This window comes from Sporosarcina sp. P16b (genome assembly GCF_002743065.1).
Classification (GTDB): Bacteria; Bacillota; Bacilli; order Bacillales_A; family Planococcaceae; genus Sporosarcina.
The window spans coordinates 1-24,328 of record NZ_PDYO01000018.1 but is presented as its reverse complement, the minus strand read 5'-3'; the positions used below and the strand labels follow the sequence as shown (position 1 = coordinate 24,328).

At 37.1% G+C, this 24,328-nt stretch carries 28 protein-coding genes and 1 pseudogene; 5 read left to right on the top strand and 24 right to left on the bottom strand.

The window, feature by feature from the left end:
- Positions 1–245: 245 nt before the first annotated feature.
- The 5 genes from CSV77_RS14550 to CSV77_RS14530 all read right to left on the bottom strand — a co-directional run bounded on the left by CSV77_RS14550 (position 246) and on the right by CSV77_RS14530 (position 4,782).
- On the bottom strand, positions 246–956 hold the full coding sequence (locus CSV77_RS14550; RefSeq protein ID WP_099673970.1) for a cytochrome c biogenesis CcdA family protein: 711 nt from the start codon (positions 954–956) through the stop codon (positions 246–248).
- A 79-nt stretch (positions 957–1,035) separates the two neighbouring features.
- Complete coding sequence (locus CSV77_RS14545; protein WP_099670910.1) at positions 1,036–1,770, bottom strand: urease accessory protein UreH domain-containing protein; 735 nt, start codon at positions 1,768–1,770, stop codon at positions 1,036–1,038.
- A gap of 22 nt (positions 1,771–1,792) precedes the next feature.
- Complete coding sequence (locus CSV77_RS14540; RefSeq protein WP_099670911.1) at positions 1,793–2,710, bottom strand: F510_1955 family glycosylhydrolase; 918 nt, start codon at positions 2,708–2,710, stop codon at positions 1,793–1,795.
- A 15-nt stretch (positions 2,711–2,725) separates the two neighbouring features.
- Positions 2,726–3,403 (bottom strand): response regulator transcription factor, encoded by a 678-nt coding sequence (locus tag CSV77_RS14535; RefSeq protein WP_099670912.1) that lies wholly within the window; start codon positions 3,401–3,403, stop codon positions 2,726–2,728.
- A 17-nt stretch (positions 3,404–3,420) separates the two neighbouring features.
- On the bottom strand, positions 3,421–4,782 hold the full coding sequence (locus CSV77_RS14530) for a sensor histidine kinase (RefSeq protein WP_199203763.1): 1,362 nt from the start codon (positions 4,780–4,782) through the stop codon (positions 3,421–3,423).
- A 224-nt stretch (positions 4,783–5,006) separates the two neighbouring features.
- On the opposite strand from CSV77_RS14530, the gene resA reads away from it, so the two are divergent.
- Together resA and CSV77_RS14515 are read left to right on the top strand one after the other, a co-directional pair.
- Entirely contained in the window at positions 5,007–5,543 is a 537-nt protein-coding gene (gene resA, locus CSV77_RS14525; RefSeq protein WP_099673968.1) for a thiol-disulfide oxidoreductase ResA, read from the top strand.
- Positions 5,544–5,866: 323 nt separating this feature from the next.
- A complete protein-coding gene (locus CSV77_RS14515; RefSeq protein ID WP_099673966.1) occupies positions 5,867–6,766 on the top strand; it encodes a cation diffusion facilitator family transporter in 900 nt (299 codons plus the stop codon).
- Positions 6,767–6,850: 84 nt separating this feature from the next.
- Here the strand turns inward: CSV77_RS14515 and CSV77_RS14510 are convergent, their stop codons facing one another.
- The 7 genes from CSV77_RS14510 to CSV77_RS14480 form a co-directional block, all read right to left on the bottom strand.
- Positions 6,851–7,573, bottom strand: coding sequence for a ZIP family metal transporter (locus CSV77_RS14510; protein ID WP_099673965.1), 723 nt, complete (start codon positions 7,571–7,573; stop codon positions 6,851–6,853).
- A gap of 129 nt (positions 7,574–7,702) precedes the next feature.
- Positions 7,703–8,608, bottom strand: a complete 906-nt coding sequence (locus CSV77_RS14505; RefSeq protein ID WP_099673964.1) for a cation diffusion facilitator family transporter — start codon at positions 8,606–8,608, stop codon at positions 7,703–7,705.
- Positions 8,609–8,621: 13 nt separating this feature from the next.
- Positions 8,622–9,668, bottom strand: coding sequence for a flavin-containing monooxygenase (locus CSV77_RS14500; RefSeq protein ID WP_099673963.1), 1,047 nt, complete (start codon positions 9,666–9,668; stop codon positions 8,622–8,624).
- A gap of 88 nt (positions 9,669–9,756) precedes the next feature.
- Positions 9,757–10,197 (bottom strand): disulfide oxidoreductase, encoded by a 441-nt coding sequence (locus CSV77_RS14495; RefSeq protein WP_099673962.1) that lies wholly within the window; start codon positions 10,195–10,197, stop codon positions 9,757–9,759.
- On the bottom strand, positions 10,197–10,871 hold the full coding sequence (locus tag CSV77_RS14490; protein WP_099673961.1) for a DsbA family protein: 675 nt from the start codon (positions 10,869–10,871) through the stop codon (positions 10,197–10,199). Before CSV77_RS14490 ends, CSV77_RS14495 begins: the two co-directional genes overlap by 1 nt.
- A gap of 24 nt (positions 10,872–10,895) precedes the next feature.
- Positions 10,896–11,990, bottom strand: coding sequence for a copper resistance D family protein (locus CSV77_RS14485; RefSeq protein WP_099673960.1), 1,095 nt, complete (start codon positions 11,988–11,990; stop codon positions 10,896–10,898).
- Complete coding sequence (locus CSV77_RS14480) at positions 11,987–12,544, bottom strand: copper resistance CopC family protein (RefSeq protein ID WP_099673959.1); 558 nt, start codon at positions 12,542–12,544, stop codon at positions 11,987–11,989. Before CSV77_RS14480 ends, CSV77_RS14485 begins: the two co-directional genes overlap by 4 nt.
- Before the next feature lie 161 nt (positions 12,545–12,705).
- Here CSV77_RS14480 and CSV77_RS17300 point away from each other — a divergent pair, with 161 nt between their 5' ends.
- From CSV77_RS17300 to CSV77_RS14470, 3 genes and pseudogenes are all read left to right on the top strand, one after another.
- Positions 12,706–12,837, top strand: coding sequence for a hypothetical protein (locus tag CSV77_RS17300; protein WP_255407105.1), 132 nt, complete (start codon positions 12,706–12,708; stop codon positions 12,835–12,837).
- A gap of 75 nt (positions 12,838–12,912) precedes the next feature.
- Complete coding sequence (locus tag CSV77_RS14475) at positions 12,913–13,302, top strand: ArsR/SmtB family transcription factor (RefSeq protein ID WP_099673958.1); 390 nt, start codon at positions 12,913–12,915, stop codon at positions 13,300–13,302.
- A gap of 76 nt (positions 13,303–13,378) precedes the next feature.
- A pseudogene (locus tag CSV77_RS14470) lies at positions 13,379–15,136 on the top strand (heavy metal translocating P-type ATPase); the annotation flags it as partial.
- A gap of 3 nt (positions 15,137–15,139) precedes the next feature.
- Here the strand turns inward: CSV77_RS14470 and lspA are convergent.
- The 12 genes from lspA to CSV77_RS14405 all read right to left on the bottom strand — a co-directional run bounded on the left by lspA (position 15,140) and on the right by CSV77_RS14405 (position 24,041).
- The gene (lspA, locus tag CSV77_RS14465) at positions 15,140–15,601 is read right to left on the bottom strand and encodes a signal peptidase II (RefSeq protein WP_369802781.1); all 462 of its coding nucleotides are present in this window, start codon (positions 15,599–15,601) and stop codon (positions 15,140–15,142) included.
- A gap of 432 nt (positions 15,602–16,033) precedes the next feature.
- Positions 16,034–16,888: a tyrosine-type recombinase/integrase gene (locus CSV77_RS14455; protein ID WP_099673956.1), complete on the bottom strand. Its 855-nt coding sequence runs from the start codon at positions 16,886–16,888 to the stop codon at positions 16,034–16,036.
- A 333-nt stretch (positions 16,889–17,221) separates the two neighbouring features.
- Complete coding sequence (locus CSV77_RS14450) at positions 17,222–17,731, bottom strand: hypothetical protein (protein ID WP_099673955.1); 510 nt, start codon at positions 17,729–17,731, stop codon at positions 17,222–17,224.
- A 73-nt stretch (positions 17,732–17,804) separates the two neighbouring features.
- The gene (gene radC / locus CSV77_RS14445) at positions 17,805–18,467 is read right to left on the bottom strand and encodes a RadC family protein (RefSeq protein WP_099673954.1); all 663 of its coding nucleotides are present in this window, start codon (positions 18,465–18,467) and stop codon (positions 17,805–17,807) included.
- A 120-nt stretch (positions 18,468–18,587) separates the two neighbouring features.
- Positions 18,588–18,950, bottom strand: coding sequence for a hypothetical protein (locus CSV77_RS14440; RefSeq protein WP_099673953.1), 363 nt, complete (start codon positions 18,948–18,950; stop codon positions 18,588–18,590).
- A gap of 15 nt (positions 18,951–18,965) precedes the next feature.
- A complete protein-coding gene (locus CSV77_RS14435) occupies positions 18,966–19,214 on the bottom strand; it encodes a hypothetical protein (protein WP_099673952.1) in 249 nt (82 codons plus the stop codon).
- Positions 19,215–19,672: 458 nt separating this feature from the next.
- Positions 19,673–20,209, bottom strand: coding sequence for a hypothetical protein (locus CSV77_RS14430; RefSeq protein WP_099673951.1), 537 nt, complete (start codon positions 20,207–20,209; stop codon positions 19,673–19,675).
- A complete protein-coding gene (locus CSV77_RS16960; protein WP_158232082.1) occupies positions 20,210–20,380 on the bottom strand; it encodes a hypothetical protein in 171 nt (56 codons plus the stop codon).
- 266 nt (positions 20,381–20,646) lie between these two features.
- Positions 20,647–21,351: a RecB family exonuclease gene (locus CSV77_RS14420; RefSeq protein ID WP_099673949.1), complete on the bottom strand. Its 705-nt coding sequence runs from the start codon at positions 21,349–21,351 to the stop codon at positions 20,647–20,649.
- 78 nt (positions 21,352–21,429) lie between these two features.
- Positions 21,430–21,906: a single-stranded DNA-binding protein gene (gene ssb, locus CSV77_RS14415; RefSeq protein ID WP_199203765.1), complete on the bottom strand. Its 477-nt coding sequence runs from the start codon at positions 21,904–21,906 to the stop codon at positions 21,430–21,432.
- A 69-nt stretch (positions 21,907–21,975) separates the two neighbouring features.
- Positions 21,976–22,761, bottom strand: coding sequence for a hypothetical protein (locus tag CSV77_RS14410; RefSeq protein ID WP_099673947.1), 786 nt, complete (start codon positions 22,759–22,761; stop codon positions 21,976–21,978).
- A gap of 2 nt (positions 22,762–22,763) precedes the next feature.
- Positions 22,764–24,041, bottom strand: a complete 1,278-nt coding sequence (locus tag CSV77_RS14405; protein WP_099673946.1) for a RecT family recombinase — start codon at positions 24,039–24,041, stop codon at positions 22,764–22,766.
- Positions 24,042–24,328 lie beyond the last annotated feature (287 nt).

The following is a 24,328-nucleotide window of genomic DNA, read 5'->3' as shown; positions in this document are numbered from 1 at the left end:
TAGAACTCCATAATCCTCCTGAATCTAATGGTACAGAAAAATTATGCAGTATTAGTGCAATGCATTAGACAAGTATGTGAACGACTTTAATCAAGACCATCTTATTTATAAATTCCTTCAGCAATATATAAATGTCCATAGAAAAAAGCCCGTACAATGCGACGGACTTTAAATGTGAGCTATTACATAATTGACTGTACCTTTTATAACGTAATAAAAACCAATTATCCTTAGAGCTAATTTCATCAGAATCCCATAAATCCTCCAAAAAATGGGCTAATCCATATAATGATGTATGTTAAACCATCGAAGAAAAGGAGTATTCCGAGTGCAATCATTAAGTAGCCCCCGACTTTCGTTATTGTTCGGCTATATTTTTGGATCCATTTAACGCGAGTGATAAAAATTGAAAGCAGGAAAAACGGAATTGCAAACCCTAAAACATAGACAAGCATATACCACATTCCAGACCCCGGATTTTGTGCTGCCATCATGAAAACAGCTCCGGTGATAGGTCCAGTACACGGGGTCCACCCCGCTGCAAATGCAAGCCCTATAAGGAATGTGCCAAAATAGCCGGCCGGTCGATTCTTAAATTGTAATTTCTTCTCCTTCATAAGAAACTTAGGCGTAAAGAAACCTAAAATCATCAAACCAAAGATGGCAATAAAAATCGCACCTATCTGACGGAGTAAATCTTGATACTGATAAAAAAACGTACCGACAAGCGATGAGCTATAACCGAGAAAAATGAAGATAACCGAAAAACCGATTAGGAAAACAATCGTATGGAAAATTCCACTTTTTCGTGACTTCCCTTTATCCGTGTTCATCTCATCAAGTGACATTCCTGTTATATAAGATATAAAAGCTGGATATAACGGTAGTGTGCACGGGGATATAAAGTTTAAAAGACCAGCGCCAAATGCAAGAAACAAGTTCAAATCTGCAAACATCTATATTAATCTCCTCTCTGCCGAACACCTAAAAGTTGTAGACAATTTCCCGCTCGCCCAGTGCAAGAAACTTTATCAATCAAATTCCCCAATAAGTGATGGTATCTGCTATTCCTATGATGATAAGGATAACACCAGCTAAACGTTGCACAATTCTTCCTGCCTTCATGCTTTTCTTCATAATGAGTCTCTTTGCATCAAAGAACCATATTAAAAGAAATAGGACAATGAGCGGAAGCGATGTTGCCAAACCGAAAACAACGGGCAAAACAAGACCATAAGAAGTAGTCACAACCAAGGGCATAAGCCAAACGAAAAAAAGTACAAACATCGTTGGACAGAAGGCAAGCGAAAAACTTGCGCCCAACATAAAAGAACCTAACTTCCCATTCCGTAGACGCATAGGAATGTGCATCGTTATTTTTTGAAGGAATCCTAGCTTAAGGATACCAAGCAAAACAAGACCGGTAATGATAATAAGCGGACCAATCACTTTACGGAACAATGGAAAGTATTCTATTAATGACTGTTCGAATGATTCACCAAAGAACCATACGAACAGTCCTAAAGAACTGAACACCACTACTTTCCCAAGAATAAACGCCACAATTTCTCCCATGTCATTCTTCATTTGAATGGTACGGTTTCCATATAAAGTAATTGCGCTCATATTTCCTGTAAGCTGACAAGGTGCGACAGCCCCAATCAAGCCTAAAAGAAGTGCAACCACAAGAGGATATTGCTCAAAGGAATTTATAAGAATGGTCACCGGTTCAGTTATTATTTGACTGATTTTCGACATCAATCCATACATTTAGTAAGCACCGTCCATTTTCTTATTTCATCAATTCACTATTTTCAGCAAGTGTATCCCAATTGGCCCCTCCATCCATTGTCAAGAAAATATCATTATTATACGTTGCGATGACAACCTCCTTCTCATCCTCCGGATTAACTGCAATAAAAACGATAGGACTCATTTTTTCATCGGGAAGTTGAATCGACATTTCTTGATCGTTCCCAAATGAGAATGATTGGAGTTGTACCGTTTCATTTTCATAGCTCGAATAGTACCCACCATTTTCAGTCAAAGTTACAGCTAGAACCATTTTCGCATCGTTAAAAAGTGCAAAATTTTCGCCGTAGTCCCTCGAAAGGAATATACCCTCTTTACTTCCGATGGCAATCATCTCTTTCTGTGATGGATGAGCAGCCAAATTCGAGATGAATCCCGAGTTGAATTCATTCATAGAGGCCTCATTCCAAGTGGCTCCTTCATCCAAGGTATAATGAAGCCCCCCTGTCATCTCTTCCATAGGCATTTCATTTAGCACATAAATTGCGTTTGAGTCATAACCTGCCGCAAGATAATGAAAATCGATTTCACCATAGAACGCTAATTTATCAAAGCTAGCCCCCCGATCCGTACTTTTGACAAGACCGAGCGGATTTTTATAGTCGGATCCTGGCTCTGGATGACCACTTGAGAAAAAACCTTCACGTACGGCTTGGAAACCCATATAATCATGCTTTTCGCTGTTTGCTTCTTTCCAACCTTCTTCATCATATTCATAAAGGCCATCATGAGTAGATATTACAATTTTGGGCCCTCCATTTATATATCCCAAGCCATGTAAGTGTTCAAATTTACTGTTTTCCACTTTTTCAAAAGCATACGGTTCACTTTCTTTGCTACAAGCGGAGATGACGAAGAGCAGTGATAGCAATCCGGCGACCATTCTCATTTTTTTCATTATGATATTTCTCCTTTAGTTCCATTTATATCCGATTCCCCATACTGTCTTTAAAAATTCATCAATGGGAAATCCGGTAGTTTTTAATTTATCTCTCAGGTTACGTATATGCGAGTCCACTGTCCGGATATCCGTGTACGTATTATAATCCCATGCGGCATGTAATAACTGTTCCCTTGTATAAGTCTTTGTTGGCCGTGAGATCAAAGCTTCAACAATAAAAAACTCTTTTAGCGTCAGCGGCACTTTCAAGTTTCTAAATTGTAATGAATAAGTTTCTTTATCTAGCTTAAAATCACCATAAATAATCATTTCTGTCTCTTTTTCTTCCTCGGGAAAACGGCGCAACAGTGCATTCACCCTTGCCGACAACTCTCGTTCATCAAAAGGTTTTGTAATATAATCGTCAGCGCCGCTCTCTAGTCCTTTTACCAAATCAAGCTTATCGGTTCTAGCCGTCAACATGATGACAGGGACATCAGAAAACTCGCGGATTTTTTCGCACACCTCCCAACCATCCATTTCCGGCATCATAATATCCAAAAGTACAAGGCTAACTTTCTCCTTCTTAATTATTCCTAATGCCTTCTTTCCACTTGTCTCTTTAATACATTTGAAGCCATGCGGAATTAGAAATAATTCAATGAGATCTAACATCCTTTGCTCATCATCAATTAGTAAGATTGTTCTCATGTAGGTGTATACCCCCCTCATATTATGATGGTGAACGTACTACCTCTTCCTAGGCTACTTTCCACTTCAATGCTTCCATTGTGGGCATCGACAAGTTCTTTTACGATTGCCAGACCAATACCTGATCCACCTGATGTACGAGAGCGTGATTTTTCCACTCGATAAAGTTTTTCAAAAATGAACGGGGTCTCCTCGGACGGGATTCCGATTCCGAAATCCGCAATGGAAATGGCTACTTTCTTCCCTTTCTTGAAAACCTTTATTGTGACTACCGATTGCTCTATTGAATATTTCAAAGCATTATCAAGTAAGTTCAAAATTATTTGCTCTAATCTCAAAGGATCTGCATGGATTTCGAAATCCTCTTCACAAATTATCTCTAGGCTCAGTTTCTTCAAATTAAAAGAAGGTCCAACAAGCTGGAGGATATCCTCAAAGAACGGACATACCTTAAAATATTCCTTCGATACTGTGAAAGTATTTTCATCCATTTTCGCTAAATCCAATAAATTTTTAACAAGTTCTTTCATACGGTCCGACTCTTCTGCGATAATTTCAAGATAATGTTTACGATCCTTCTCATTTACCCCTTGTCTCATAGCCACTTTCGAATAGCCGATTAAATACGTCAATGGCGTACTTAATTCATGGGCAATTGAGGCTAAGAACTCATTACGTTCCGTTTTTAATCGCTCCAAGTCGTTCGCAAGCTTTTGAATAGAGCCTGACAATTCGCCAAGCTCGTCATTCCCAATAAACGGAAGGCTTACATCAAAATCTCCTTCGCTCAATTTCTCCGTCGCTTCCTTCATTCGGATTAATGGACGTGTAAGAAATTTGGAAAGTGCAGCGTAAATAATAAGTAAAACGACTATACTCGTCACACCTGCCAAACCAAAATACATGTTCAACTTACCGACTAACTGTTCAATTGGACGTGTACTTTGAAACATGATTATATAACCTGAATGGCTTGAATCTACTTTATATGGATGTGCACTAATGATATATGGTAACCCTTCCCAGTCCGAAGCTAGAATCTGATCGTTCTTCAAATCAATATCTTTTGCTGTAGGAAGGTATTTTTCCAGTACCTCTTTGTTTTCTTTTGAGCTTTGAATGATATCGCCTTGGCTATCTGTAATTATGACTTCCCGATCTCCGTCTTTTTCCATCAATACAATATGTTTCATTGTTGTATCTGAATAATGTTCGATAAGTACATCCCGATGATTTGAACCCACTGCCAATAATCGGGAGAACTCCTCGTCGATCCGTGAATGAATGATATTCTGATGGAGATATCCAATAAGGAATATTTCCATGATCAGTACAGCAATGAAAAAATAAGCAGTTAGCTTGGTAGAGATTCTGTTCAATTGAACATTCGCCCCTCTCCTGAAATTTAGTATAAAGAACAATTATGAAATAAATATGCAGAAACGGCTGAATATGACGAAAAGAAATGATTCTATCTACAATCATGACAGATTTGTGACTGCATAGTTTTTTGATAGATCTTTAGTATAATAATAATCATAAATAAAGACAGTCCAGGTATGCCGTTCATATCCTGCAAGTTCTTGAAGGGAGCAACCGTAAGTTGAATAACAAAAAGAAGAATCGTTTCATGATGCGGTTAATTGTTTTAATCGTATTGACAAGTGCTATCGTATTTACAATATACAACAGCTTAACAAAAGAAAAACATGATGTATTAAAAGTTGGAGATGATGCGCCTGATTTCGCATTAGTTGACTTAAACGGTGAAAGCCATAAACTCTCTGATTATAAAGGGCAAGGAGTCTTCCTAAACTTTTGGGGGACTTGGTGTGCACCGTGTAAAAAGGAAATGCCTGCGATGGGGCGACAATATGAGGTTTATAAAGATCAAGGGGTTCAAATATTAGCGGTCAATATCGCAGAGTCTGACTTGAAAGTTCGAACATTCGCTGAACAATATGGAATGATTTTCCCTACCTTAATTGATAAAACAAAAGGTGTAATGCAGTCTTATAACATTAAACCGTTGCCGACTACTCTCCTTATCAATACAGAAGGCAAGATTGTAAAGATTATAACAGGCGAAATGTCCGAAGAAGATATTCAAGGATATATGGAGAGTATTAAACCTATCTAATGGATGTTAACATTTTCCCAAGGTTCCTCCACAAATCTTATAAATACTACACTGCCCATTTTTATTGTTATATCATTCTAGCCATGTTAAGATAACTAAACACCAAATTCAAGTGAGTGATGATAAAAAATGATACAATATATGGCATCCCAAAACTATATTTTTTTAATCTCAAACCCTCGACCGCTATCGGTCGGGGGTTTTTGTTGCTTAAGGGAAAGAATTTTACTCGGAGTAATGAAAGTAAAGATAAATTTAAAACAAATAATATGGTCAAAGTTGCTGTATATCTGATTTTGGATAAATAGATAGGAGTGAAAGTATTGGAAAAACAAAAATATAATGATCTTAAATTGGGGGAACGTGGAGCAATCATCAGTATTATCGCTTATATTGTCCTTTCCGTCTTAAAGTTAATTTCCGGATATTTGAGTGACTCTGCGGCTTTAAAAGCAGATGGTTTAAACAATACAACTGATATCATTGCATCCATCGCTATTCTGGTAGGATTAAGGCTTTCACAAAAGCCACCTGACAAAGACCATGGTTACGGTCATTGGAAGAGTGAAACGATTGCCTCTATGGTCGCTTCATTTATTATGTTGGCAGTTGGGATACAAGTATTGAATGAAGCCGTTACCTCCATGTTTCAAGGAGGTAAAGAGTCCCCAGATATTGGAGCTGCTTACGTAGGCGTTTTTTCCGCATTAGTTATGTATTTTGTTTACCGTTACAACAAAAAATTAGCAGGAAAAATTAATAGTAAAGCAGTCATGGCGGCTGCAAAAGATAACATTTCAGATGCTTGGGTAAGTGTAGGTACAGCCGTAGGAATATTTGGTTCACAATTTAATATGCCGTGGCTGGATACGCTAACCGCAATAATTGTTGGGCTGCTAATATGCAAAACAGCTTGGGATATCTTCAAATCAGCTTCCCACGAACTTTCGGATGGTTTTGACGTAGTTAAAATTAAACTATATCGAGAGGTAATTCAAGAAGTGTATGGAGTTGTAAGTATAAAAGAAATTAAAGGTAGGAACTACGGAAATAATGAAGTAATAGATGTGATTATTACCGTTGATTCTTCGTTAAATATTGGAAAAGCCCACGATATTTCCAGCCAGGTTGAAAAAGTATTGATAAATGAACATGAAGTGTACGATGTTCATGTCCACGTGGAGCCTGAATATTTTACCAACATAGTTATCATGTATTTTTAATTGTCCCTAATTCTTCTGTCTAATTGTTGCTTATCCATGTGTAATCTTATTAATTTAGGAATTGAAACAATGTTTACTTAAACCTTATGAAGAAATCAGATACGCACCTACCAGACAAAAAGCAATTAGTGCGACCAGTAAGCTATATATATTGGATGATTGCCTAATTGATTCAGGTAGGATTTCCTTTATCGTAACCATATAAATCGTTCCGACTGTCAAACTTATTAAGAACGCCCATAATAGTTGATTTTGCATACCAATCATTTCACCAATGAAAGCCCCTATTGCAACGGGTACTGCAATGATAATAGAAAGAAGAAATAATAAGTAAAATCTAATTCTAGCCATAAATAATGGCATAAATAATATCATACCTTCGGGAATATTGTGCAATATCAACGCTTGTAATAGGGCTAGGCTAAATTGAGAATGTTCACTGGTTCCAAGAACCACTCCTACAGGAAAATTGTGAATAGAAATAATTAAAGCTAGGAATAATCCTATTCTTAAATTATGTTGTTTCCGTGATCCTTTTGAAATTACTGGATTCTTATGAAATCCCATATGGATAAGCTCGAATATAATAACTCCAACCAAGAAACCTAGGGCAAAAACAACCCAGTTACCTAGTTGTATAGCTTCTGGTACGATTTCGAAACTTAATAAGCCTAAGATTAACCCAGTACATACCGCGTAGATTGTACCAATACTTCTCTTAAAACCATTTATCAGTGTTGCGATGACTCCACCCACACCTATTCCTGCAAATGTTGATAAAAAGCCAATAAACCAGATATGAGTCAAAAAACCATCCTCCAGTCATTTGTCTCTATGTTTATATGGCTCTCGATTTGAAATTATGTTAAAGACTTATTTAAATAAGCTTACCTTAGCATCCTAACCCCGAGTACTTTTGAATATATTCGTTTTTAATTATATACTCAATTCCTGATGCTGAAGATTCGACTTTTCAATTTGAATCGTTGTATGTTCAATTTTGTAATTGTCGCGTATTAGATTAATTGCCTGTTGAAGAACTTCTTGTTCATCTTTCCTATCTTCAATTAGAATGTGACAGCTCAATGTATCTAGGCCCGAAGTGATTGTCCAAATATGAAGATCATGAACATTTTTCACACCTTCGATATTTTCTAATATTGTTAAAACTTCTTCTTTATTGATTATCACTGGCGAACCTTCCATTAAGATATGAATACTCTGTTTAAGCACACCCCATGCACTTTTCAAAATTAACAAAGCGACAATAACTGAAATGATTGGATCTGCAATGTACCAGTCGAACAGAAGCATGAGCAAACCAGCCACTATTGCACCAACAGAACCTAGAGCGTCGCCTATTATGTGTATATACGCACTTTTCAGGTTGATATTTTCTTTTACATCAGCTTTTTTAAGAAGAGTTACTGCACTAAGAAGATTTGCCGCTAACCCGATGAATGCAATGATAATCATCGTTCCACTTGCGACTGTTGGTGGATCATTAAAACGTTGAATGGCTTCTTTGACAATAAAACCAGCAATCACAAATAACGTTACTCCATTAAATAAAGCAGCCAAAATTTCAAATCGATAATAACCATATGTTTTATTCGAGGAGGGTGGTCTACTTGCGAACCAAATTGCCACAAGGCTTAAAGCCATTGAGCTTGCATCGGAAAGCATATGACCACTATCTGATAGCAGGGCTAAACTATTTGTGAAAAGCCCACCAAAAAACTCCAAAATCATAATGATTGTTGTAATAGATAAGGCAATGATGAGACCCCGTTTATTCCCTTCCCGTTTTTCCGCAAAGTGATTATGTTGATGATTCTCCATTTAAGCGTCCCCTTTACTTAGTTGTGTTCTTCATGTGATCAATTATATACTTGGCATCATAACCTACTCCCTGAAGCAAAGAGGAACCCCTGCGTGATTGCCATGGTAAACCTAAAAAATAGAGCCCTTCTATCGGACTTATACCTCTATTATGAATAAGTTTTTTCCGCTGATCAATTACACCATCCACTTTTAGCCACTCATACTCTTGTTGGAATCCAGTTGCCCATATTATATTTTTCACCTCAAGTCTAGTTGAATCCTCAAATGTGACTTGGTTATACGCGCCACTGACAGCTCTCCCCTTTAACGTAATTGCCCATTCTTTTACTGCATTTTTTAAGTCACTTCCGAAAATCGGGTCGCCCTTTTTTCGTAACAAACGCCCGATAAATGATGTGTTCGTCACTTTTAGTATTCCCAATTTATCCAACCACCAAAATACACTCATTCCACCTATCGTTAATGGGAAATATCTTGGCTTTTTACTAATAGCTAAATACGTTTCTTTTTCTTCCGACAATTCAACCGCAATTTGGGCACCACTATTGCCCCCTCCAACAACAAGTACATTTCCTTGCTGGAGCTGGCTAGAGTTCCTATATTCAGATGAATGTAGCTGTAAGATATTTTCACTTAGAGAACTCGAAAATGCGGGAATCCACTTCTTTTGAAATGGTCCTGTGGCAACCACAACATTCGTCGTATAAAATATACCTTTTGTGGTTTCTACACAAAAATCTTCTTCGTCTTTTGTTACTGACAGAACCTCGGTATTCAGTTCAACAGGTAATGCAAATGTTTCCGAATAGCGCTTTATATAATTCGCAATTTCATTCTTTGACGGAAACCCCTGTTGTTTACCATCTAGTGGAAGACCAGGCAATGAACTATACATTCTAGGTGTAAACAACTTCAATGAATCGTATCTATTTTTCCATACTTCCCCCAAAGCCTGCCCTTTATCAAGAATTAAAAAACGTTTTTTGTTTTGTTTTAAATAATATCCCATCGTCAATCCAGCTTGTCCCGCCCCTATAACAATAGTCTCATACCGCATAAGTTTCTCTCCCCTAAAAGTATTTTCCAACGCAAAGAAGCCAAAGGAATGACAACCGCGGCTTCTTTGGCTTCTCTAATACAGTTCTTTACTCAATTGGTTTCTTTGATTTGATAAAAAACATGCAGCAAGCAATAATCACAAATGCCACTAACGCTAAAAATGGTATCGTAATAAATCCAAACCAATTGATATATTGGGCACTACAAGGTACACCACTCACACATGGCTTGATTCCGCCAAACCCCGGTATCTTCTGCTCCAAATAATGCATGAGCGATATGCTTCCTCCAATAAGTGCTAACGGAAGCACGAACTTTTTAACGGAACTGTCATTCTGGAAAGTTCCAATCCCTAAGATCAATGTTAAGGGGTACATGAGGATACGCTGATACCAACATAACTCACAAGGAATATACCCTTTAATTTCACTGAAGTACAAGCTCCCGAACATGGCAACTAATGAGACAACCCATGCAACATATAATAAGAATCCCTGTGGTTTTGATTTTTCTTTTATTCTCCCCATCACTTTTCATCCTTAATCTCTTGTTCTATTGTCGTCTTAATGGCTTCGTAATCAAAAGGATCCTCCATCATTTTCCCATTTATCACAATGGTCGGAGTCATTGAAACACCGGCTTCTCTTACTAAATCTTCATCAATCTTAACACTCTCCATAGTCGCTTCCTGTTCCATGTCTTCTTTTAACAGTGTTTGATCAATCTCAGGAAAACCACTTGCAATTTCAAGAATTCTTTCGGGAGTTATCCATGGTCCATCATGATTTTCAACTGGCTGTGCATCAAACATCGCTTGATGAAAGTTCCAATACATACCCGGGCTCCGCTCATATACGGATTCAGCAGCAATCGATGCTAACGTCGATTCGTTTCCATGGAATAATACGTTCACGAATGAAAATTTAACTTTACCTGTTTCAACATACTCATCAACTAATTTCGGATATATCATTTCCCCCCACGCTTTACATGACGGACATTTAAAGTCTCCAAATTCAACAACCGTTACAGGAGCGTCTTTCTCCCCAATTGAGGGCTGTCCAGTTACATCGATTTGTTTTATTTCTATTGGCAAAGATTCCTGTTTATTGCTTAATACAACAACCGCCACCAAAATTCCTATCGCTACGAGTGTTAACACAACTGCAAATTTCATATTTGAATTCTTATTCTGTTTCATCAAATACCTCTTCTCTTATATTTATTATTGAATGCTAGCCATTAATCCAAAATAGAGCGAAAGGACACTGAACATCCCCAAGAAAAAAGGAACAACTGCGGGCGCCTTTTTCCTGAAGCTGTATATGATAAGCCACATGAAAATGAGGGCTACCATAAAAAATAATGTATTTATTGTATTTAATCCAAATTGCAAACTCATTGTTGGCTCAATGATCCCTGAATAAAAATAATCAAACATAGCAGAGGGACCACTACCAGCAAGTGTTGTCTCAATACTATGAGGTGGTTCCTGTTGTCCCAAAACCGCTGTCGAAACAAAGGTGAAAAATAGTAGAATGCTTTCAAACTTCAACCACGGTATTGGGTTAATTTGCTCTTGTCGCTTCAATTTACGTCTAATCCAAAATCCATTTATGAAAGCGAAAAATAAAACAGGGATGATGGTCAGATGCTTCACCAATAAGGCTTGTCCATAGGGTAGCATCCATGCGTCCCCATACTCATTTACATCAATCACCAACGTCATGAGAAATAACCCAGTTCCCGTAATCGTGAGAAAACACGCGATGGCCAAAGGGGTAAACCACCTTAAATAAGAAAGCCAATTCTCTTGGTTTTTTGAACACCAGCCTACGATAAGGAGAATTCCAACCCACACTGTAACGGCTAAAAAATGTAATGAATGAGAAACGAAGCCACCCCATTCAGTAAGGGATGCTGCGTGGCTCGCCCATCCCAATGCCAAAAGTAGAATGAAAGTGAAAACAAGTGATATACCAGACAGGACTTTGCTTTTCAATACCGGGAACAACGAAACAAACAGGTAAAAGAAAATTGCAAGTATGACAGTGACATTCCAAGCCTTCCCTACTTCAAACCCTCCGAGAACGTTTTGCATCGTCAACATCAAACCGATGTCTTCATATAGAAATATGACCAACCTAATCACGGGTGCAACTGAAAAGAACACAACTCCTAACACAGAGAGTTGAATCAGACGTTTTGGAATACGTATTTCCGGTTTCAGTCGTGCCGGAATAAATTGAATGATAAATGCGCCCATTAATAGCGAGAAACAGAGATATAACAAACTTTCAGAAATATAAATCCAAATCATTTACTTTGCCTTCTTCCTATGATCCAGCCGAAAAAGCTGCCGGCAATAGTAAATAAAATAACAAGGATTACAACGAGTACATCATTAGACGCTATTTTCGATGAATCTTCAATTTCCTGCTCTACAGGTTTTTCTATTGATTCTTCCAGTGGAGTAGTAGGGGTTTCTTCGGTTTCTTCAGGCACTGCTGGATCTTCCAATGTGTCTTGACTTACCGTGAATGAATAAGTTCCTTGTATCGGATGGCCATCCGCACCAATAATCTTCCATTCCACTGTATATGTACCATTATCCAATGGCGATGCGAAACCTCCTGTCATCACATTATCACTCACTTGGGTATTACTGACGATGATTTCCTCTTTATTCTCGTTAAAGACTTTCACTGAACTTGTCGTTTCAATTTTTGTATTAAATTCCAATACAATTTCATAGACGTCTTCGGTTATGTCTTCCCCATCAGCTGGCGATGAACTAGTTAAACCTGTATGTGCGGATACAGTAGATGAAAATGCGAACAGTAAAATCAGTGTTGCACTTATTATTCTTTTCATTTTTCCAGCCTCCTAAAAGCGTTAGTAGTAACGTTCATTCTGTTTTCATTTTAACAGAACACACACACATTAAAACAGCCATTTGAGTATTATTATTGACAATTTTTCATCGGTTACATATACTAAAGTCAATCAAATGAGCATTTGAATGAGGTGAAAAAATGACGAAAAAAATCAAAGAAAAAATTGACTCTGCTACAACGGATTCATGTGAGACGTATTGTTATGACGAAACAGTTGTTAACTCTGATTTCATTTTAACGGAAAACACAAACATTAAAACAACCATTTGAACGTTTTTATTGACAATTTTTCAACGGTTGCATATAGTAAAGTCAGTCAAATGAATATTTGAATGAGGTGAAAAAATGACGGGGAAAATCAAAGAAAAAATTGGATCTACTACAAAGGATTCATGTGAGACGTATTGTTATGACGAAACAGTCGTTAACCGTGTCAGTGATCGGATTGACGAAATCAGCGGTGTCGAATTGCTGTTTAAAGCCCTTGCAGATAGCAATCGCTTAAAGATTGCATATGCATTGACACTGGAAGAGAAAATGTGTGTCTGTGATGTCGCCAATGTATTAAAGACATCCACAGCAAACGCTTCCCACCATTTGCGTTATTTACGTGATATGGGGATTACCGCTTCCAAGAAAGAAGGTAAGCTTGTCTTCTACTCTTTGGTTGACGAACATGTCCATCAATTAGTAAATATTGCCCATGAACATTCGAAAGAAGGTTGGTACAAATGAGTACGACGATACTAGGATTAAAATTACGTATGACTAATACAGATTGCATGTGTATATCAGAAGGAGGTTCTAAAAATTGTCTACAACAAAAGAATTAGATGCTGAAAAAAATGTTTACCGTGTTCAAGGGTTTACATGCGCAAATTGTGCAGGGAAGTTTGAAAATAATGTGAAAAAACTTCCGGGAGTGCAGGATGCAAAAGTGAATTTTGGTGCATCTAAAATATCTGTTTACGGAGATACAACGATTAAAGAACTAGAAAAAGCTGGTGCATTCGAAAATCTTAAAGTTGACCCTGAAAAACCAAGGCGAGAAGTTAAAGAGGACAAAAGCGTATACCGTGTTGAAGGATTTACATGTGCAAGCTGTGCGGGTAAATTCGAGAAGAATGTAAAACAGCTTTCTGGAGTTGAGAATGCAAAAGTAAATTTTGGTGCATCTAAAATTGATGTTTACGGTCATGCAACGATTGAAGAATTAGAAAAAGCCGGTGCATTTGAGAATCTTAAAGTAACGCCTGAAAAGTCTACTCGCAATGTTTCGCAAGGGGTAACTGAAGATACGCAAGAAGAGAAAGTTCCATTTTATAAAAAGTATAGTACATTGCTTTATTCAACTTCGTTCCTTGCATTCGGTTTTTTCTCTCACTTTGTAAATGGAGAAGAGAATCTTCTTACAACCCTATTGTTTTTAGCATCAATGTTGGTAGGTGGATTGTCACTTTTTAAGGTAGGTTTGCAAAACTTACTGCGCTTAGAATTTGACATGAAAACCCTTATGACAGTGGCTGTTATAGGTGGAGCCATTATTGGTGAATGGGGAGAAGTTGCTCTTGTTGTCATTCTCTTTGCTCTCAGTGAAGAGCTTGAACGATTCTCCATGGATCGAGCAAGAAATTCGATTCGTTCTCTAATGGGGATTGCCCCTAAAGAAGCACTCGTTAGACGTAATGAGCAAGAAATAATGATTCATGTCGATGATATTGCTGTTGGGGATATCATGATTGTAAAGCCTGGTGAAAAGATTGCGATGGATGGTGTAGTCGTAAATGGCTATTCTGCTGTCAACCAGGCAGCGATTACAGGCGAATCAGTCCCTGTCGGGAAAACAGTTAATGATGAAGTATTTGCAGGTACTTTAAACGAAGAAGGATTACTCGAAGTAAAAATAACAAAACTTGTAGAAGATACAACAATTTCTAAAATTATTCATCTTGTAGAGGAGGCACAAGGAGAACGTGCTCCAGCGCAAGCATTTGTCGATAAATTTGCGAAATATTACACGCCAATCATTATGGCCATTGCGGCATTAGTTGTTGTAGTCCCTCCTTTACTCTTTGGTGGCAGCTGGGAAACATGGATTTATCAAGGATTAGCTGTTCTTGTTGTTGGTTGTCCTTGTGCGTTGGTCATATCGACTCCAATTTCTATTGTTTCAGCAATTGGGAATGCTGCGAAAAAAGGGGTTCTTATTAAAGGCGGAGTGTATTTAGAAGAAATCGGTGCCTTAAAGGCAATCGCATTTGATAAAACAGGTACATTAACAAAAGGTGTTCCAGTTGTAACTGATTTTACTGTATTGAATAATGAAATGAATGACAAAGAATTATTGGCGATCATTACTGCATTAGAATATCGTTCCCAGCATCCGCTTGCTTCAGCCATCATGAAAAAAGCAGAAGAAGAAAATATTTCATATTCTGATGTGCTGGTAGAGGATTTCTCTTCTATTACAGGTAAGGGTATTAAAGGGATTGTAAATGGGATAATTTATTATATCGGTAGTCCGAAACTCTTTAGGGAAGTATTAACTACTGATTTAAATAAAGACTTATTCTTAAATGATAGGATTAATTTTCTCAGTTTTTGATTCTCTATAAGTACTTATTAGTAATAAGATAGCCCCACTAATAAGGAAGACATCTGCTGTGTTAAAAATAGGGTAATTTATAAATCGAATATCAAACATATCCGTGACTTCTCCGAAGATTAATCTGTCTGTTACGTTACCAGCCGCACCTCCCATGAAAAAACCAAGGGCTATACGTGTTAGTTTATCCGTAACTTTTCGGGAATATAAGATAATGGCAATAATCGCAATAAAAGCTATACTAATTAGAAAGAATTTTTGCCCCGAAAAAATTCCCCACGCAGCTCCTGTATTACGATGGGACGTAAGATGGAAAAAGTTATTGATAATAGGAATAGTTTCACCGTATTCCATAAAGTTCCTAGTCATATATTTAGCAAGTTGGTCAAATGCTAGTGTAATAAGAGTAATCCAGTACAAAATTGTCACCTCAAATTTATATTATTATTATCTTTTATTGTTTCATCATTCAAATGATTATTTGAGTAATTTGTATTTCTAGATTAATATTATTAAGGAAAAATGTCAAGTTAACATCGCCTGTTTTAATTCGGAAGTTTCTTGGTTATTGCTTAATATAACCGCTGCCACCAATATTCCTACTGCTACGAGTGTTAACACAACTGCAAATTTCATGTTTGAATTCTTATGTAAAATTGATTACGCCAGGATGAGTTTCAAAATCAATTTTCACTAGCAAAGAAACAATTTTATTCGAAGGGGGGTTGTCACTTTTGGCGTTATTTTTCATTAAATAAAAACAACCCTACAATCACCCACACGGAGATTGCAGGGTCATAATCCCCCTGTGTTACACTTATTGTCGCATAGAACCTCTTCAATTATAAGTTAGATTCATTTTTAAAGTCGATTCATCTTCTCAAGCATTTCCTTTTTTGTGGGGTTCGTATATAACATCGTCGTATGAATATTTGAATGTCCAGCTTGATTAGCCACTTCATGAATACTCATGCCTTTTTCAATCGCATTTGAACAGAAAAAATGCCGTAGATCATGTGGAGTAATATCTTTTCCAATCTTGGCTGAATAAGTATTAAACAACCTATTTACAACAGTACGATCCAACCTCCTGTTTCGATTGCTCGGGAAAAGAAATTCGCAATCTATTCCTTTCTCCTTTCTTTCCCGCAGCCATGACTGTAAGGCAATCTTCACTTTCTCCCCCATAAAGACTGTTCTTGATTTATCGCCCTTCCCGTCCACAATAAGTATTTCACGGGACACCAAGTTAATATCGGTTGTTTTTAAATTGAGTGTTTCTGAAATGCGTAATCCCCCATAGGCTAGAACAGTAACGATTGCATAATTTCTTGCCTTTCCACTGTCCAACACTAACTGACGAAACATTTCTGCATCCTGAAATTCAACTTTTGCAAGGGACGCATATTGCTGCTGAACTTTAACAAAATCATTTTTTTCAATAACTAGATCCGATTGTTTTTTGTCATGAATTAAAAACTCGTTGAATTTTACTAAACCGCTTAATTTCGTGTTAATCGTTTTAGGTCCTACCGTTTCAATTGTTTTAAGATAGGATATATATTCTCCCATATTTTCCCGGTGCAACTTAGTGAATGAAACAGCTTTTGATTCATCGAACCATTTTATATATCCATTAACGGATTGAGTGTATCCTTTGATGGTATTTTCACTTAGGTCACTTGAATTTAAATATTCCTGGAAAGCTTCCATCATAATATCATCTCCTGTAAATTATGTTGCATTTATTTTTCATTATAATTTATAATCTATGTTGCATTATGACCTTAATCATATATAATAAAACGCAAAAATACAACATAATTTATTTTATGTTGCAAAAATAAAACACTCACAATTTACTGTGAATGTTTATGTTTATCAATTCCGATATGTCAAAGAAGTTTTCTAACTTGGTAGTCGAACGCATAGCTTCTGTAGCAACATTTCATACCAATACATCATACAAATCATCCTTTCAAATGTATTAATAAAAAAACAAAAGACGTTCCATTGAATACACAAGGAACGCCTTTCAAATAAATTTAGTCAATCATACCAAATATGTTCTCTTTGATCTAAAGCTCTTACGTGATCTATCGTTTGACACTTTCCAATTTCCTTAGTCAATCCACCGCTACTTTCTCCATCTCGGCAAGTTAAATATAGTACCTCTACCCCATTGGGAGTATTTAAGATGGCTACCCACGATGAGTCATATCCTTGGCGTAATTCAGTTCGGAACAAGTGCAACAAGGAAATACTTTCTGTCGGAACTTTAATCTGCAATACCAAATCCTTTATTTTTTCATCCATAAAGCTTTTTGTTTCCATTACCTTCCTCTTGGATTCGTTTATTACATATTGCAAATCCTTTTTTTCTTTTTCCAATTTCACAATTCTTTTCTCCCGATACGTTGATATATCCCATTCCACGTTGTACGAATTAGTTAACCGGAAATTTTCTTGATCAAGTGCTTTATTTGCGTCCTGTAATTTTTCAATTTCTATGTTCTTTCTATTAAAATGGTTCCATACTTTTGAAAATAAGCTTTTCATTTTGCATTCTCCTCGGATCTAATTTTGATGAAAAATAAAGAGCGTAAATTAATACGCTCTTTGTCAGATTTTTTTACATATATCCTTTTTCTTTAAGTGATAAGAATTGATGGTCTCCTATAATCACATGATCCAAAAGCTCCACTCCCATCACACTGCCAGCTTCAGCCAGTCTCTTAGTAACATCAATGTCTTCCGGTGAAGGTTCCGGCGATCCACTGGGATGATTGTGCCCGCAAATTATGGATGCAGCACTATGTTTTACAGCTTCGCGATATATCTCGCGTGGATGTACTATCGAGGAATTTAAGCTACCGATAAAAATCGTCTTTTTATGAAGCACTTCATTTTTTACATTTAAAAATAATACTACAAAATGCTCCTGTGTAAGAGATGTCATGTCGGCCATTAAATAAGACGCTGCATCTTCAGGCGACCTGATTGTATAACGTTTTTCATTCTTTCCAGCATTCCGTACTTTTTTTGCAAGGAGCATTCCCGAATGAACTTTCAAAGCTGCATTATGTGTCATGCCTTCCTCTTCTAATTCGGAAACAGTCATTTCGACTAAGGCTCTTATTCCACGACCCGCTAATCGACCTGTAAATTCAGGTGTTGAAGTTGGTCCGATTAAAACAGCAAGAATGTCCTGCAATTCTATGACACTTTCAGAACCGATTGCATTGTATGTTGCTACTGCTTCACGTGCAGAAGTAATATATTTTATTGTTGTCATTTTTGATAGTCCTCTCTCACACAAAGCTAGTACCGAGTGGCACTAGCGTTCATGTGCCACTCATTCCTTGCCCGGTGGAAGGCTTTTTATGTTATAATGAATCTACATTGTTTTAAAGAATTACTTTTTACGAGACGAGAATCTTCTTGTCTCTTTTTTTTCGCCCATTTTTGCTACAATGGCATCATCCCAACCCAACTTTTTCAGGTTAGAAGCAGTAATGTTCAACACTTTCCATGGATTAACGCCTTCAAGAACCATGTTCTGCGCTAATTCTTTCAGCCCTTCTTCGTTGAAACTCCATGATGCGGATATGCTATAATCCCAAATCACGTCACCGGTATCAACTGGACCATTAACATCAACGAATGCTTTCAATTCAACTTTCATTGCTTTCGCAGCTGCTTCGACCCGTTCAATTTCCTTACCTAGTTTTATTGCATAATCCATGCTTTTAACTTCTTCTGTTTTTGCGAGTACCATGATTAAACTCCTCCTTTAAATTCCAATACTTCCGCTACCAATAACCTTCACATCACCGTTTTCAATGGACAAGAAAATATCTTGAATATCGGTAAGCAAATTCAGCTTTTTAACTTCTCCTTTACCATCCAGTTGGTAGATACCACCAAACTTAAAGACAAGAAATTTCCATTCTTTCTTTTCATCTATATAACAGATGAAAGATTTCTTCGCACCTCCTTTTTTAACATTGGAAATAAGACTCTCTAATTGTTTTCCAACCATTTAAATCACTCCATTCCCTCTTTATTTTTGAAAACAAAAAAAGCCGACCGCATCCCGAAGGATTCAATCGACTTTTAATATATATCACGCAAAAATGCGTAAATACCCCATGTGATTATGCCCGAAAGCAATTTTTTGACGTACAATTACATCTACCTAGCTTTTCTCGAAATGAGAATTCAAAGGCTACAACCTTTATGTCGAATCTCCTTTTATAAAAAAGAAAAGGTATAACGACTTTCATCTAAATACGATGACTTGAAAACTAATAGAATATAGATTAAGTTTATCAAATGAAAGAAAGTGGCGCAACACTTCGGAATACCTGTATCTAGTAAACCCAGTAGATTACTGACAGCTGGATGTGTCTAAATAATTTCTAACAAAAAAACACCTAATTTCACGGTTGCTTTAATTTGAATTAAAGTTTATCCTATGTAGTTGTTTATATGTTTATTCTATAATCTAACATAGCTTATTATGTAACCACTTTCATTTTTTTGTATTTGCTGAAAGTCATTACCTTTATAGAATTCAATTAATTTATCGTTTTCCTCATATTCAACACACGCAATTTTTATAGCAGATAATTCGTTAACCATACTACATCTCTCTAAAGCAAATTCCAATATTTCACTACCACTAACTTTGCCTTTATATAAGTCGGAGCGTCCCAGTTGTGCAATAAGGATTGTTATAAATGTTGTTGCTCTTTTATCTCCTGTTAACTTTTTTCTGTTCGTTCCTGACACATCTAAAAAATCAAAGTTCTTTACCATTAGTGTGAAATATCCAACAATGTCATTATTTTGTTTTTCATCAATTACTAAAGTTGTTCTAGTAAATCCTCTTTTTTCACTATCAATAGCTTTTTCATGTAAAAAGTTCTCTACATCATGGTTTATTTCGCAATTAAAAGAAGAGAGATAAGAATGAACGTCTCTCCCTTCGGATTCATCAGCCTCTAATAGTGAGTTTAAACTAATAATCTCCATTTATTTACGTGACTTAAGGATACTAGCGGCATGCTTTACTTTATTTGCTTGGGATAGCTTGATATCATTAAATATATTAGACTCTCTAATCGTTCTTCTTGGAGCATTAAGTATTTCCATAGCCTCTGATTGATTTAGAGTAAAATTAGTTTCTAATGCTTTGGTAGCCATATCCTTCTCCTCCTCTTTATTTTCGCACATATACATCACATCCTTTAAGGTACGTATATGTGCAAGTTTATCTATTAAGTACCCTAATTATACCATAGATGTTCCGGAAATTATAATTAATCAATTTTTTCCGAACAAAGAAACTGATAATCCCGATACCCTCCTATCGAATATTCCTTACCGGAGTTCAACACTTTCATTGTTGCATATGCCATAATATCGACCAAAACCCCTCTTTCTTGAGAATTTCTATATTTTTCTTGATATTAATAACTACTAAACTTTCGATAGCATTCAATTACAAACGGGCAATGCCTACAATGGCTAGAAGGTGTTGACAAGAATAAACTTTCCGCTTCTTCTGGTAGCATGTCTAAAATCTCTCGTTTAAAATTGATTTCATTTGCTACACTCAATGCCCACTGTCTAGACCTTTCCATATCAGCATAATTGAAAATGTGTTTACTCGCTCTTCTGAATCGAAGAAAATACAAGTTGCCCTCAACCCGTGTTCTGTCCTTTAATTGACCTACAGCCCACGCGTACAATCCTAATTGATGATTATCACGAACATCATATCTGACGCGATTCGTTTTCCAATCTACTATTTTATTTCCATCTGGTGATACAAGATCTATATAGCCTTGTAGCACTGGGGCTGAATCTGCACCAGAAAGTGAAAGTTGAAAATGAAGCTCCGTTTCACCCATGTTCTCTTTAATCGGTGCATGACTAACCAACTCTGACATTTCATCCATAGTCACTTCTGGATGAAACTCTGCTTCAATCATCCCGTTTATAACGGCTTCTGAATGAGACACTCCATTAATTTTATCCTCAACTGCTTTATGGACCCCTTTACCCAAAGCTAAAGGATAGGTGGTCGGTTCTTCATATCCCTCAATGTACTTCTTGAAGAATCGATAAGGACAGGTTGTGTAAAGGTTTAATCGCGAAAAAGAGTAAATCAATATGATCTCTCCTTTCTTCTTTCTTTTATAAAAAACAAAAGGAGACTGGAAACCCAATCTCCTTCTACTAAATTTTAATTAGAACGGCAGGTCATCATCGCTTACCGCAATAGGACCTCCACTCGTTTCGAATTGATTACCATTTTGATTTTGAGTGCTACTGTTTCCGGCATACGGATTGGATTGTTTCTGGTAGCTCCCCTGTCCTTGCTGTTTTTGAGTGCCTTGACCTTGTGGTTTCGGATCTAGAAACTGTACAAAGTCAGCGACCACCTCTGTAACGTATACACGGTCTCCCTTGTCATTCTCGTAGTGTCGAGTATTAATACGACCATTTACAGCCGCTTGACTACCTTTTTTAAGGAAGTTCGCTGCATTTTCAGCCGGCTTTCTCCATACCTGAATCATAATGAAATCAGCTTCATTTTCACCATTGGCATTTTTAAAGGGACGGTTAATAGCAAGTATAAAATTACAAACAGCTACACCATTTTGTGTGTATTTTAATTCTGGCTCTTTAGTTAATCGACCTACTAAACTTACGTTATTCATAATGTTCTCCTTTTCCCGTAACTGATTTACAGCCACATCCCTATTTGTCCTCCGTAAAGGGTGACGGATATTTTAATTAGCGAAAAACATTTTGTCATTCACGATTGCTTCCTTTTTATGAACACCTTTTATCGCCGTTTGCATTGTATCCATTTTTAGTAAGTGACAAAGAAAAACAACATTGTATACGACTTTATCCATTCCAAAGTCATAGGTTGATAATGATGCTCTCCACGCCGCTCGCGCTATCACAGTTCCTTCTTTAGCCCAGCCAGCACGTTCGTCTTCATCTTTCACGTACTCAGCCAACAGTCGATTGAACAACAAATAAATTTGCGTTTTATGACATGAGTGAATGACATATTGAAGAAGTTCATTTTGACGTGCTGCTTGATTTTCAATGTGAGCAATCACCATAAACAAGGCAAAGTGTTTTACAAGCCCTTCATGCTCATAATTTTTCCAATCTCTTAAAACCGATTCTTGATTCTTTTTGAAATCGTTACGGTCTTTTCGTTTGTATTCAGCCCATCCGATTAATCGAAGCTGGCGTCCATTCAAACTTTCAGCAGGATGTACAGGTTTTTTCCTTTTACCAAAATACTTTTCGCGTACTTTGTTATAGGCAAGTCCTGATAACTTTGCTTCAAAGTCTAAAACGCCTCCTGAAACGCCACAATACCAACATTTATATACTTGATCTTGGATATTTAACGACAGATAAAACTTGTTTCCTTTTCCCGGCTTAGAATCCTCTTCGCAAAATGTACACTTGCAAAGAGTTTCCTTTTTACCGTGATACCGAGGATTGAACGTAAGTCCATATTCCTCGGCAACTTTTAGAATCTCTGGAAGCATAATCAAGCACTCCTTTTATCAGCATCTCTCAATTTCACGAAAAACGTAAATCCATTTTCAATACGTGTCTGCATTTCAAATTCGCTACCTTCGGAAAGATGCTTCGTTTTCTCAACCGCTTCATGACCTTGTGCAAACACCATTGATTGCTTATTATCCGCGATATTTTTCACATACATTTTTGCAAAAGATACGCCAGCTGGTGTTTTACCCGGTTCATACTTTTCCATGATGAATGTATCGAGCGGTTCAGTAGGCTCGGAAGTCATTTGATTTTCCTGTTGAACAGGCTCTTGAACAGATTCCGATTCAGTTTGAACATTTTGCTCATCCGTCTGAACATACGAAAACTTTTCAAGAAAATTAAAGCCACTTTCATTTTTAATAACCAAAGACAACTCTTGCCCCATTTGAACACGGCTTAGAGAGTCAATTGTTTCTTCCTTCTCTTTTACCAAAATAAGACTTACTTCATTGGTCGCTTTGTCCATTACGTTCAATTTTGCAAACGGTACATTTTGTGGACTTACGCCTTTTTCAAAACTTTGTAGGATAAATACCCCTTCGACAGTGTTTTCCTTTGGCTTTTGAACAGATGTTGCAGGAGTATGTTGATTCTCTGCGACTTCGTTTTGTTTTTGTGGGGCTGGATCAGGCTGCATCGGTACATCCATATTTCCACTATTGCCGTTATTGTTTTCTTCGAGCGATATTTCCTCACGAGTATACAAACCACCTAAAGGGAACTGACGACGAAGTACGAAGACTTCAGCTATTTTCTGAATCATAGCGGAGGGCATTTTATCCCAAACATTTTTATTTTTATACTTCGAGTTAAGTTCCCCTGAATTCGCTTGAAAGTATTCCAGAAAATCAACGAATACGGCTACGGGTCTAAAACGCTTATGATGCATAACTGCATAAGCACCAAGTATTGGACCACGCTTTTGACCGAATTCATGCCTTACACTTCCTTCTGAAGGAATGAACTCGAATGTATCACCTTCTCTAACCACGTTAGCGTTGGGAGGTCCTACATAGCCTTCTTGCGTAGTAGCAACACGGAGCAATCCATCGCGAGTAGTAATGAAAGATGTGTTCGGTCCGTTCTTCGTTTCGTAACGTTGAAAAACGATGTCGCCAAGCAAAGGATTCAAGCCAAAGGTTTCACAGACTTCAATGAAATGGTTCGCCTCTTCTTCAGTTCCATTTGCTGGCTGAACAAACCTATTCCAAATCAACGACTTTTGTTCGTTAGTAAACGTAAGTACTTTTTCCACTTAAACCATCTCCTTTAATTTTTTTAGAAATAAAAAAGTCGATTTCACCTATAAGGGATCAATCGACTTTTATGTAACCCACTGCAACAGAAAACGAAAGTTGTTTTGTTTTCAGATCATTTCATTGCTACACTCCTGTCAGTTTTTTTAAAAATCGAGTAGAGTGAACGAATCGTAATTCGATTCGTTCGACCCTCTCACACCACCGTACGTACGGACCCGTATACGGCGGTTCAATAATTCGAGTGTACAAACTGGTACTTCTTGGATATATCCATATATCCAAG